This is a genomic window from Flavobacterium sp. (assembly GCF_031537875.1).
In the GTDB taxonomy this organism is placed as follows: Bacteria; Bacteroidota; Bacteroidia; order Flavobacteriales; family Flavobacteriaceae; genus Flavobacterium.
The window spans coordinates 68,768-81,425 of the sequence record NZ_JAVKNB010000010.1 but is presented as its reverse complement, the minus strand read 5'-3'; the positions used below and the strand labels follow the sequence as shown (position 1 = coordinate 81,425).

At 34.3% G+C, this 12,658-nt stretch carries 11 protein-coding genes; 5 read left to right on the top strand and 6 right to left on the bottom strand.

Annotated features, from left to right (window positions below; all coding sequences use genetic code 11):
* Positions 1-30: 30 nt before the first annotated feature.
* From RMR09_RS05540 to RMR09_RS05530, 3 genes are all read left to right on the top strand, one after another.
* Positions 31-1,392, top strand: a complete 1,362-nt coding sequence (locus tag RMR09_RS05540; RefSeq protein ID WP_310594804.1) for a methylmalonyl-CoA mutase subunit beta — start codon at positions 31-33, stop codon at positions 1,390-1,392.
* A 48-nt stretch (positions 1,393-1,440) separates the two neighbouring features.
* Complete coding sequence (gene scpA / locus RMR09_RS05535; protein ID WP_310594803.1) at positions 1,441-3,567, top strand: methylmalonyl-CoA mutase; 2,127 nt, start codon at positions 1,441-1,443, stop codon at positions 3,565-3,567.
* A 290-nt stretch (positions 3,568-3,857) separates the two neighbouring features.
* Positions 3,858-4,373 carry a hypothetical protein gene (locus tag RMR09_RS05530; RefSeq protein ID WP_310594802.1) on the top strand — a complete coding sequence of 172 codons (516 nt, stop codon included), beginning with the start codon at positions 3,858-3,860 and terminating at the stop codon, positions 4,371-4,373.
* Positions 4,374-4,435: 62 nt separating this feature from the next.
* On the opposite strand, the gene RMR09_RS05525 is transcribed toward RMR09_RS05530, so the two are convergent.
* The 4 genes from RMR09_RS05525 to dapF form a co-directional block, all read right to left on the bottom strand.
* Positions 4,436-5,107: a peptidoglycan-binding protein LysM gene (locus RMR09_RS05525; RefSeq protein ID WP_310594801.1), complete on the bottom strand. Its 672-nt coding sequence runs from the start codon at positions 5,105-5,107 to the stop codon at positions 4,436-4,438.
* A 249-nt stretch (positions 5,108-5,356) separates the two neighbouring features.
* On the bottom strand, positions 5,357-6,397 hold the full coding sequence (gene mltG / locus RMR09_RS05520) for an endolytic transglycosylase MltG (protein WP_310594800.1): 1,041 nt from the start codon (positions 6,395-6,397) through the stop codon (positions 5,357-5,359).
* A gap of 10 nt (positions 6,398-6,407) precedes the next feature.
* Positions 6,408-6,941: a GNAT family protein gene (locus RMR09_RS05515; RefSeq protein WP_310594799.1), complete on the bottom strand. Its 534-nt coding sequence runs from the start codon at positions 6,939-6,941 to the stop codon at positions 6,408-6,410.
* 7 nt (positions 6,942-6,948) lie between these two features.
* Positions 6,949-7,731, bottom strand: coding sequence for a diaminopimelate epimerase (gene dapF, locus RMR09_RS05510; RefSeq protein WP_310594798.1), 783 nt, complete (start codon positions 7,729-7,731; stop codon positions 6,949-6,951).
* 133 nt (positions 7,732-7,864) lie between these two features.
* On the opposite strand from dapF, the gene RMR09_RS05505 reads away from it, so the two are divergent.
* A complete protein-coding gene (locus RMR09_RS05505) occupies positions 7,865-9,265 on the top strand; it encodes a trypsin-like peptidase domain-containing protein (RefSeq protein WP_310594797.1) in 1,401 nt (466 codons plus the stop codon).
* 54 nt (positions 9,266-9,319) lie between these two features.
* On the opposite strand, the gene RMR09_RS05500 is transcribed toward RMR09_RS05505, so the two are convergent.
* A complete protein-coding gene (locus tag RMR09_RS05500; protein ID WP_310594796.1) occupies positions 9,320-9,781 on the bottom strand; it encodes an Lrp/AsnC family transcriptional regulator in 462 nt (153 codons plus the stop codon).
* A 206-nt stretch (positions 9,782-9,987) separates the two neighbouring features.
* Between RMR09_RS05500 and ald the strand changes: the two genes are divergently transcribed.
* A complete protein-coding gene (gene ald / locus RMR09_RS05495) occupies positions 9,988-11,100 on the top strand; it encodes an alanine dehydrogenase (RefSeq protein WP_310594795.1) in 1,113 nt (370 codons plus the stop codon).
* A gap of 66 nt (positions 11,101-11,166) precedes the next feature.
* Here ald and RMR09_RS05490 read toward each other — a convergent pair whose 3' ends face one another.
* Complete coding sequence (locus RMR09_RS05490) at positions 11,167-12,576, bottom strand: amino acid permease (protein WP_310594794.1); 1,410 nt, start codon at positions 12,574-12,576, stop codon at positions 11,167-11,169.
* Positions 12,577-12,658: the final 82 nt, after the last annotated feature.

Sequence of the window (12,658 nt, the reverse complement as noted above, 5' to 3'; positions counted from 1 at the left end):
TTTTTTGAATCAGAACAAAAAATAAAACAAATGAAACATCTTTTTAATGATTTCGCCCCTGTTTCTGCCAAAGAATGGAAACAAAAAATTCAGTTCGAACTCAAAGGAGCTGATTATAATGACACCTTGATTTGGAATTCTCCAGAAGACATTAAGGTCAAGCCATTTTATGATCAAGAAGATGTTAAAGAAGTGCTTTCTGTTGCTACCAAAGCTTCTGAATTTAAAATTTGTCAAAATATCTTTGTACACGACTTAAACAAATCTATTGAACGCGCTTTAGATAGTTTGAATCGTGGTGCAGAAAGTATTCGTTTTACTATCGAAGACGAATCTGTTGATGTGGCTCAACTATTAGAAAAGTTGCCTTTAGAAAATACTCCTATTTTCTTTCATTTGAATTTTATTTCAATCGATTTCGTTCAAAAATTAGAAGCTATTGCTAAAGCAAAGAAAGCTACTATTTTTTGTAATATTGACCCAATCGGTCAATTAGCCAAAGATGGAAATTGGTTCACCACTACTGAAAAAAGCAATTTCGACACCTTAAATATACTTACAAAACAAGCTGAATCTCTTTCACTTATTAGTGTTAATGGTACTTTATATCAAAATGCAGGAGCTACCATTGTACAACAAATTGCGTACACATTGGCGCACACTAATGAATATTTTAACCGATTGGATGCGATACCTCAACCCATCGTAATTGAAGTCGCTGTAGGAACTAATTACTTTTTTGAAATTGCTAAACTAAAAGCTATTCGATTGCTTTTTAATACAATTGCGGCAGCCTACAATCCGAACTGGTCGTGTCACTTATTGGTTACCCCAACAAAAAGAAACAAAACATTGTACGATTACAATGTCAATATGCTCCGCACCACAACCGAATGTATGAGTGCAATTATCGGGGGTGCTGACACAATTGCTAATTTACCTTATGATGCTTTGTATCATAAAGACAATGAATTTGGAGATCGAATTGCTCGAAACCAATTGTTAATTCTGAAAAACGAAAGTCATTTTGATAAAGTTAACAATCCCTCGGATGGAAGTTATTATATCGAAAGCCTGACCCAGCAATTGACAGACAAAGCCTTAACGTTGTTCAAGGATATTGAAGCTAATGGCGGATTCTTAAAACAACTTAATGAAGGAATCATCAAAAGAAAAATTCAAGAAAGCGCTGATAAAGAACAAGACTTATTTGACAACGGAAAAGAAATTTTATTGGGAACCAATAAACACGCTAACAAAGACGATCGTATGAAACACGATTTAGAACTTTTTCCATTCGTTAAAATCAAACCTAGAAAAACACTTATCACCCCGATCATTGAAAGACGATTAGCTGAAAAACTAGAACAAGAACGATTAGAAAAAGAGTAATTGTTTAGTATCCTAAAACACATTGTCAAATAGAAATTTGTCACCAAAATGAAAAGAAAAGACCTTCAACATATTCAAATTCAATCCGAAAAAAACTCGCCAGTTAAAAATACAGCAAGCGCTAATTTTCAAACTGCAGAAGGTATTGATTTGAAACAAAACTATACTCCAGAAGACCTTCAACCATTAGAGCATTTGGATTTTGGAGCAGGATTTGCCCCTAATTTAAGAGGTCCTTATGCTACAATGTATGTACGTCGCCCTTGGACAGTACGCCAATACGCAGGTTTTTCAACCGCCGAAGAAAGTAATGCCTTCTACCGACGTAATTTAGCCGCTGGTCAAAAAGGTCTTTCTATTGCTTTTGATTTACCTACTCATCGTGGCTACGATTCGGATCACGAACGTGTTGTAGGAGACGTTGGAAAAGCTGGTGTTGCTATCGATTCGGTGGAAGACATGAAGGTTTTGTTTGACCAGATACCACTAGACGAAATGTCAGTTTCGATGACTATGAATGGAGCCGTACTTCCTATTATGGCTTTTTATATCGTAGCAGCCGAAGAACAAGGTGTAACTCCAGACAAACTTTCTGGAACAATACAAAATGACATTTTAAAAGAGTTCATGGTTAGAAATACGTACATCTACCCACCTACTCCTTCTATGAAAATAATCGCTGATATATTTGAATACACCAGCAAAAACATGCCTAAATTTAATTCGATTTCAATTTCAGGCTATCACATGCAAGAAGCAGGAGCTACAGCCGATATTGAGTTGGCATACACGCTAGCTGATGGTTTAGAATACATCCGAACTGGTTTAGCAGCAGGAATGAAGATTGACGAATTTGCTCCGAGACTTTCGTTCTTTTGGGCAATTGGAATGAATCATTTCATGGAAATTGCTAAGATGCGTGCGGGACGAATGATTTGGGCAAAATTGGTCAAACAATTTGAACCTAAAGATGATAAATCATTAGCATTGCGCACCCATTGCCAAACATCGGGTTGGAGTTTAACCGAACAAGATCCTTTTAATAATGTAGCTCGAACTTGTATTGAGGCAGCAGCGGCGGCTTTTGGAGGAACCCAATCGCTACACACCAACGCGCTAGACGAAGCCATTGCTCTACCAACGGATTTCTCAGCTAGAATTGCTAGAAACACCCAATTGTATCTACAAGACGAAACTAAAATCACTAAAACAGTGGATCCATGGGCAGGAAGCTACTATGTAGAAAATTTGACCCATGAAATCGCTCAAAGTGCTTGGAAGTTAATCGAGGAAGTAGAAGAATTAGGCGGTATGACTAAAGCTATTGAATCTGGAATTCCAAAACTAAGAATTGAAGAAGCTGCAGCAAGAAAACAAGCCCGAATTGATAGTGGACAAGACATAATAGTTGGTGTCAATCAATACCGTTTAGAGAAAGAAGATCCGCTTCAAATTTTAGACGTAGACAACCAAATGGTGCGTAGACAACAATTAGAACAATTGGAACGCATCAAATCAACTCGAGATTCTGAAAAAGTAAAAGTTGCATTGGATAAATTAATTCTGTGTGCCAAAACTGGTAAGGGAAATTTATTAGAAATTGCCGTAGAAGCAGCTAGAAACAGAGCAACTTTAGGAGAAATTAGCGATGCATTAGAAACAATTTTCGGAAGATATAAAGCACAAATTAAATCTTTTAGTGGCGTGTATAGTAAAGAAATAAAAAACGACGAAAGTTTTGAAAAAGCAAAACAATTAGCCAATATTTTTGCAGAAAAAGAAGGTAGAAGACCTCGAATTATGATTGCAAAAATGGGACAAGATGGACACGACCGTGGTGCTAAGGTGGTAGCAACAGGTTATGCCGATGTAGGTTTTGATGTGGACATCGGTCCATTATTCCAAACTCCTGCGGAAGCCGCTAAACAAGCCGTTGAAAATGATGTTCATATTCTAGGCGTATCTTCATTAGCAGCCGGTCATAAAACATTAGTCCCACAAGTTATTGAAGAACTAAAAAAATACGGACGAGAAGATATTATGGTAGTAGTAGGAGGCGTAATTCCAGCACAAGATTACCAATTCTTATTTGATGCAGGTGCAGTAGCTGTATTTGGCCCAGGAACTAAAATTAGTGAAGCCGCGATCAAAATATTAGAAATTTTAATAGATTAAACCTTCTAACTATTCAAAATAAAAAAACAGCCAGTAGGCTGTTTTTTTATTTTCAAACCACTGAATATCAAAATATTAATATTTTATTAACGCAATAATTCAATTATTAGATTTATTTTTACTTGTATTCTCTCTCTAAAATGAGAATGTACTGCTCCAAATCATACTATTTTCAATTACCTATTGATGTGTCATTAAATAATTAACCAAAAGGGGAAGAAAACTAAAAACCTTACACCATTATTTTAATTCATTTAAACACAATCAATATTAATTTAAACATGAAAATTATGAAATCAAGTAGTATTATTTTACTGTTCTTAGCATTAACTGCTACATCTTATGCTCAAGAAAAAGGTCAGATCAAAGCAATCGAATTACCAGGAGTAGTAATCAAACGAGTAGGCAAAGACTTTTCTATTTACCTTCCGGATAATAATCCCGACCAAAGAGTAAGAGCTATCGAAGAAAAATTCATAGCCTACGATCTTGGAAAAGAAAATGAAGGATATGAAGAATACCTTTTAGTAATGAAAGGAAAAAACGGTCAGTTGGCCGCAACTTATGATGAAAAAGGAAAATTAACTCGTGTTGTTGAAAATTACAAAAATGTCATACTTCCAACCCAAGTAATTTATTCTATTTACAGAACATATCCTAAATGGACTATTGTAAATGACAAATTTTTGTACACTCAAGAATCAGGAGATGTTATGAATAAACAGTACAATATTAAGATCAAAAAAGACAAAGAAGTCAAACGAATCGTAATAAAATCGGATGGTGAAATTATCAAAATCAGGTAATCAAATTATTCAAAAAAAAGCCACTAATTAATTAGTGGCTTTTTTTATAAGATTGCTTGTACTTATATGTCATCAACATTAGCATTGCTATCTGGCTCTATAAAAGAAGTATCATACCCTCCAAAAGCTTTCATATAACTAATAATAGACGTTCCATAAGCATCTCTAAAATAACGTTTCCCATTAGTTCTGAAATATCTTTTTACTGAACGAACACCTCCTAGATGTGCCGCTGCTAAAATTCCAGACTCCGTAATATGAATACCATTAATCACACTCCCTTCATATTTTTCAATTTCATTACGCAACAACCATTTGTTTTTTGCTAAAAGAGTCAAAAAAGCCTTTTCTTGCAAATCAGGGTTATTCAAAAAAGCGGAATTATTGTAAACACCAATGGTGCGTAGTGTTTCTGGACCAAATTGATACTTACCTAAATAACCTAAAGTGTTTATTTTTTTGTATTTACCTTGAGATTCTTTGTAAGCAATAGCTTCTTTGTAACCAATAAAGAAATTGGCTGTAAAAGGAATATTCAATTTAGCGTAATCTTCTTGTTTTTGAGATGGAAATAAGTAGTCGGATTTGTCTGTTCCATCGGTTAGAAACCAAGTGTTGGAATCTAAGTTAAAAGGTTTAAAACCTGAGCTTAAAAAAGCGATAATTAGTAGTAAAGTGGAATAAAAATGCCATTTCTTTATCATAAATTGTTTTTCTTCTAAACGCTGTCCCATTCAGAAATTTCTACGGTGCAAATATACAACAAAAAATACAATGCTTAAAATCAGGCTGTTAAAGTTTTCTAAAAACAATTTTTTACCCTTTTAGAAACATTGGCAACCCTAGTACTCAAACGTTAGCGCCACAATTTTTCATTTCATAAAAACACATAAAAAAAGAGCTCTAAAAAGCCCTTTTTAATTATTTTATTGCCGTTAATAGTTTTAAAAAAGGCGAAAAACATTCTGTTTTTCGCCTAAAAATTATCTTTTCACTCCTTGACTATTAATCCAATTGTAATATTTTTTAGCATTTTGTTCGTGTTCTGCTTGAGTTACCGCAAAATCATGGTATCCAAAACGTTCTACACTAGCACAAAAATAGATATAATTGTGTTTTTCTGGATTCAATACTGCCTCAATCGCAGTAATATCTGGCATCGCAATTGGCCCTGGAGGTAATCCCGCACTATAATAGGTATTATATGGAGAGGCAACTTGTAAATCTTTATTCAAAACTCTTTTAATTACCTGATTAAAATCGTTTGATTTCTTTTTAACTGCATATATCACCGTTGGATCTGCCTGCAACAAAATACCCTTATGCAAACGATTCAAATATACCCCTGCAATTCTAGGTCTTTCATCTTTTTTAACTGATTCCTTATGTACTATTGAAGCCAAAATAGTAGCTTCAATTGGTGTTAAACCTTGCGCTTTCGCTTTTGCAACACGTTCTTCATTCCAATAATTACGGTATTCCTTAATCATTTTATCGCGAAACTTTGTAGCTGTTGTATTCCAATACAATTCATACGTATTCGGGATGAACATGGTCAACACATTTTCTTCGTTAAACCCATTTTCTTTTAAGAAAGTAGAATCTTTAATAGCAGCCAATAACGAGACACTATCTGCTTCGATTTCAGAACCTATTCGCCCTGCAAAATCCTCTAAACGTTCTTGATTATTGAAAGATAGTTTCACCTCATTATTAATACGTAGCGCATTAATCAATTCGTTACTATTCATCCCTTTTTTGAATAAAAATTTTCCTGGCTTTACATTGTTTGGGTATTTCTTTTTATTCGCTACTGCATCAAATCGATCCATATCCACAACATATGGTTCCACTATCTTTTTAACTGCTTCATAATCAGAACCCGTTGGCACGTAAACATAGACTTCATTCTCTTCGAATTTAGTATTGTCTGAAAATATTTGACGTACTAATATCAGTCCGTAAATCATTAAGACTGAAATTAAAACGATACTAACTGTAGTGATGATTTTTTTTATATTCAAAATTGTATTTTTAAAATGAATGATTAACTAATTGAAAAAGAGCTTCGTCTTTAAAACGGCCATTAACTAAAGTCCAATCTTTTTTAACGCCTATTTTTTCAAATCCAAATTTAGTAAAAAGTGCTAGACTAGCCGTATTTTCTGTTGCAATATTTGCAAACAATTGATGTAAATTCAAATGATGAAAGGCATATTTGATTAACAACTCTAATGCTTCTGACCCAATATTTTGCTTCCTGTTTTCTACAGCTTGAATTACAATACCTATTCCAGCTCTTCTATTTTGAGGATCAAAATCAAATAAATCAATCAACCCTAAAGCTGGAAAATCTTGGTCTTGGCAAATCGCCAATCGCAATTGTTTGGCTTCATAAATATCTTGATGCGCATTTTCCAAGTATTGTTTCACTAAAAACCGACTATAAGGCGTTTGTGTGTTGCTCACTTCCCAAATACTTTGGTCGTTCTCCATGGCATAGACAAACTCCAAATCATTCGGTTCAAGCGCTCTGAGGTAAATATTTTCGCCTGTTAGGGTTATCATAGCCTGATTATATTTCGATTGTTCCTTTGAAAACAAATTCGGCAGGACCTTTCAAAAACACGTTGGTATATTTCCCATCTATTTTTTCAAAAGAAACCGCTAATTTTCCTCCTTCAACATTTAAATTGATGACATTCAAATCTGTTTGTCCTGTAGCATTCATAGCAATAGCAACTGCAGTAGCTCCAGTACCACAAGCCAACGTTTCGTCTTCAACCCCTCTTTCATAGGTTCTCAAAGAGAAAGTAGCCTCGTCAATTTTCTTTACAAAATTGATATTACTACCTTCTTTTCCATATAGTTCACCATAACGAATTGCAGCTCCATTATCTTTCACATTAAAGTGTTCCAAATCATCAACTAGTTGTACATGATGTGGAGATCCTGTATTTAAAAAAGAATATTCCGAAGTGTTGTTTATCGCTTCAACATCAATCATTTGTAATGAAACAATCCCATCATTTCCCACTGTAGCATAATGCAATCCATCAGTTGCAATAAAAGTAGTTTCGTTTTGAATAACATTTAATTTTTTGGCAAAAGCTACTAAACAACGCCCACCATTACCACACATTGAACTCAAATTGCCATCTGAATTGTAATACACCATTCTAAAATCGGTATCCGTATCGTTATCGAGTAAAATAAGTCCGTCAGCACCTATCCCAAAACGGCGATCACATAAATGCGCTACTAATTGCGTATTCTCTTTAGGAAAAGTATTGAAACGATTATCAATCATTACAAAATCATTTCCGGTACCTTGGTATTTATAAAAATCTAATTGCATTTTCTTTGGTTCTAAAACACAAAAGTACGAACTATTAATGAAATGTTAATCATTGTTAAAGAGCGTTAAACTGTTTTTTATAAAACAATTTCTCTTTTAAATTTACCTCAATAATTTAAAAACGAATACTATTATGAATCGCTTTTCAAATCTATTTTTAGTTTCCCTATTAAGTGGAGCTGTAACCTTAAGTGCTTATAAATTACTCTTTGACCAAGATGGTTATTTTTCAAAAAACAAAGATGGATTAGTTACCGTTGCAAACGATTATTATGGAAAACGCGTAGGTTTTTCTCCTGAAAATGTAGATTTTACTGAGTCTGCCGAGAAAACCATCCATACTGTAGTTCATGTGAAAAACGTTTCTAGAAGAACCGTTTCTAATCCTATTATGGAATTCTTTTATGGTTATGGAGGCAGTCAGCAACAAGAACAAATTGGTACCGGATCAGGAGTAATCATCTCCGAAGACGGTTATATTGTTACCAATAATCACGTGATAAAAGATGCAACTGAAATCGAAATTACATTAAACAACAAAAAATCATATAAGGCAAAACTCATTGGAACCGACTCCAAAATGGATATTGCTTTGTTAAAAATTAATGCTGACGAAAAATTACCGTATACGGCGTTTGCCAATTCTGATTCGGTAAAAGTGGGCGAATGGGTATTAGCTGTTGGAAATCCGTACAATTTAACTTCTACTGTAACAGCTGGAATAGTTTCTGCCAAAGCAAGAAATCTAGACACTAGCGGAATCCAATCTTTTATTCAAACAGATGCTGCAGTCAATCCTGGTAACAGTGGAGGTGCTTTAGTCAACACCCGTGGAGAATTAATTGGTATTAATACCATGATTAGCTCCCCTACAGGAAGTTATACAGGGTATTCTTTTGCAGTACCTTCCAATATTACCCGAAAAATAATCGAAGATATTATGGAGTATGGCAACGTACAAAGAGGAATTCTAGGTGTTGAAGGAGGGGAATTAAATGCTAAATCTTCTAAAGAATTAGGGGTTTCACAAACCGAAGGTTTTTATGTTAGCAAAGTAACTAAACGTTCAGGTGCAGAAAAAGCTGGACTTCAAAAAGGAGATATCATCGTAAAATTAGACAATCAATCGGTGGCTACTTTTGCTGACTTATCGGGTTATATTAATACCAAACGTCCGAATGATAAAGTAGCGGTTACCATTATTAGAGATGGAAATAGAAAACTTGTTCCGGTAATTTTAAGTAAAAATGAATTCTTTAGCACTGAATTTAAAGGTTTAGAGTTGGAAAATATTGACGCTACGGATAAGAAACGTTTCCGACTCAATTATGGCGTAAAAATCAAATCAATTACAAACGAGAATTTGAAACAATACGAAACTGAACTTTTAGGCAATATCATTTTAAGTATTGACAATATAAAAGCAACAGATATTGAAACCATTTCTAAGTTACTAAATAATAAAGAAGAGAATCAGAGCATTCGAATTGAAATGATCAACCAAAATGGAGAAATTTTTAGAATAATTATTTAATTCACACCACTTTTAGTTGAAAAAGCCATCTTAGAAATCTAGATGGCTTTTTTATTAAATTGGCACAACTGTAGTCATCTTCACTTCCGAAATAATAAAGAAACTATTAATCAACGAAACCTCAGGTAAAACCGATAATTTTTGTTGGTGAAAATGATGGTAACTATCCATATCTGGCAATACTACTTTCAGTAGGTAGTCAAAATTTCCTGAAACAAAATTACACTCTACTACTTCAGGCATATTTAAAATAGAACTATTAAATCCTTCAGATACATCATGGGTTTGCTTTACTAAAGTCACCTGACAATAGACTGTAAGGTGCATTCCTAGTTTCTTTTTATTCACAATAGAAACATATTTTTCTATTACCCCTTCACGCTCCAAACGCTTGACTCTGTCGTGAACTGGAGTTAATGACAAATTAATCTTATTTGAAATGTCTTTCAACGTTAAATGAGCATCTTCTTGTAGTAAACGAAGAATTTTTTTATCAGTAGCATCAATATTCATCATACCGTTCAAAATGAAATAAATTAGAAATTCAATTTAGCGATTATTTTTCTTTTTGCAAGCGTCAAACAAATAACAAAAAGAAATAAATGATACAAAAATACAATTTAAAAGAAATAATTACCTATTTAAATGCTTAATATCAATAATTTTTTCTATATCAATACATTTGTTATGAATTTAAAATCCAACTTTTAAAACTATAAACCATGATAATAGGTGTTCCTAAAGAAATCAAAAACAACGAAAATCGTGTAGCCTTAACACCCGCAGGTGTAGCTGAATTCAAAAAATACGGACATATCGTTTACATACAGTCAACGGCAGGAGAAAATAGCGGATTTAGCGATAGCGCTTACACCAATGCTGGAGCTCAAATTTTACCAACTATTGAAGCGGTCTACGAAATTGCCGAAATGATTATTAAAGTAAAAGAACCTATAGCATCTGAATATCCTTTGATTAAAAAAGACCAATTGGTTTTTACCTATTTTCACTTTGCTTCATCTGAACCATTAACCAAAGCGATGATAGAACGTGATGCAATTTGTTTGGCTTACGAAACTGTAGAAAAATCAGATCGCAGTTTGCCTCTTTTGGTGCCAATGTCTGAAGTAGCAGGAAGAATGTCTATTCAAGAAGGTGCCAAATATTTAGAAAAACCAATGCAAGGAAAAGGAATTCTTTTAGGAGGAGTTCCGGGGGTAAATCCTGCTAAAGTAGTTGTTTTAGGTGGAGGAATTGTTGGAACTCAAGCAGCAAAAATGGCAGCTGGATTTGGCGCTAAAGTGACTATTATGGATGTGAGTTTGGCACGTTTACGTTATTTAGATGATGTTATGCCTGCTAATGTGACTACACTAATGTCAAATCATTACAATATATGCGAGGCTATCGCTGATGCCGATTTAGTAATTGGAGCGGTTTTAATCCCAGGAGCCAAAGCACCTCACTTAATCACAAAAGATATGTTGAAATTGATGAGTCCTGGTACTGTTGTAGTAGACGTAGCTGTGGATCAAGGAGGTTGTATTGAAACTTGTACACCAACCACTCATGAAAATCCGACTTTCATTATTGACGGAATTGTTCATTATTGTGTAGCCAATATGCCTGGAGCTGTGCCTTATACTTCTACTTTGGCATTAACAAATGCTACTTTGCCTTATGCGTTACAATTAGCCAATAAAGGATGGAAAAAAGCCTGTAATGAAAATGAAGAATTGAAAAAAGGTTTAAACATTGCCAATGGCAAAGTTGTTTACCAAGGTGTTGCCGAAGCTTGGGGGTTACCTTTTGAAGAAGTTAATACTATTTTATAATACATACTCCCCCACATTATTCAAAAAGCCGTCTTGTGTAAAACGAGACGGCTTTTCTATTTTAGATTATTCTTTAGGCTTAGTAGCGTAATAAATCGGGATTCCTGTTAGCATAATTAATACACCCCAACCACAAGTGGAGAATTTTGTAATTAATAACGATACACATACCGCAGAAGCTATTACAATATAAACTAATGGAAGAACTGGATAACCAAAAGCCTTGTAAGGTCTTTCTACTTCAGGCATTTTTTTACGAAGAATAAAAATGCCGTAAATGGTAAGAATATAAAATATCAAAACAATGATAATTACAAAATCTAATAAATCACCGTATTTACCAGTTAAACATAAAAGAGAAGCCCAAATGCACTGTACCCAAAGCGCCCATTCTGGCACACTTGCCGAATTCAAATTAGCTGCTTTTTTCAAGAACAACCCATCTTTAGCCATGGTATAATAGACTCTTGCTCCCGCCATAATCAATCCGTTATTACAAGCAAAAGTAGAAATCATAATCATTAAGGCAATGATGATAGTTCCCATATCTCCAAAAGTATATTGAGAAGCTACTACCGCCACTCTATCTGATTTGGCAGTAGCGATTTCGTCTAGTGGAATTACGGCTAAATACATCAAATTAGTCAACACATAAATCACTGTGACAATAAAAGTCCCTAGAAACAAACTCAAACCTACATTGCGTTTTGGATTTTTTATCTCCCCTGCAATAAAAGTTACTCCTACCCAAGCATCACTAGAAAACAACGACCCTACCATTGCAGCAGAAATCCCTGTTAGCAAAGCAGTACCTCCAATTGGCAACCACGACCCCGTATCTGTATTAAATGAACGTGTATTCCAAGCATCTGACCAATTGGCATTCCAGATTTCAGCTTTAGCGGCTAGTAAGAATCCGAAAATAATCAACCCAAATAAGGATAGAATCTTAATTACCGTTAAAACGGTTTGCAGAATTTTACTGTTTTTTACTCCTCTACTATTCACATACGTAAGTAGGGCAATCGTAATAATTGAGACTATTTGTGCTACATTCAATTTAAAAGAACCTAATTCGTATAGGATATTTTCGTCACTTAGAGACGGAATCAAATAAGCCGCAAATTTTGAAAAACCTACCCCTACAGCTGCAATAGTTCCTGTCTGAATAACCGCAAAGAAACTCCATCCGTACAAAAAGGCGATCAATTTATTATAAGCCTCTTTTAAATACACATATTGCCCACCTGCTTTAGGAAACATAGCACTCAACTCGCCATAACTTACTGCAGCAATCATCGTAATTATTCCTGAGATTAACCAAATTAAAGTTAACCAACCTGCTGAACCTACCTGTCTTGCAATATCAGCACTTACAATGAATATTCCAGACCCAATCATAGAACCAACTACTAACATAGTTCCGTCTAATAATCCTAATTCTCTCTTAAAATCTCCTGATTGATTTTCTTCCATACTATTTGGTTTTAGTTTTTGGTTGGTTAAAGATATACTTTTTTTCAAAAATTGAGTTTTTCAAATCAAAGAATTAGCTCAA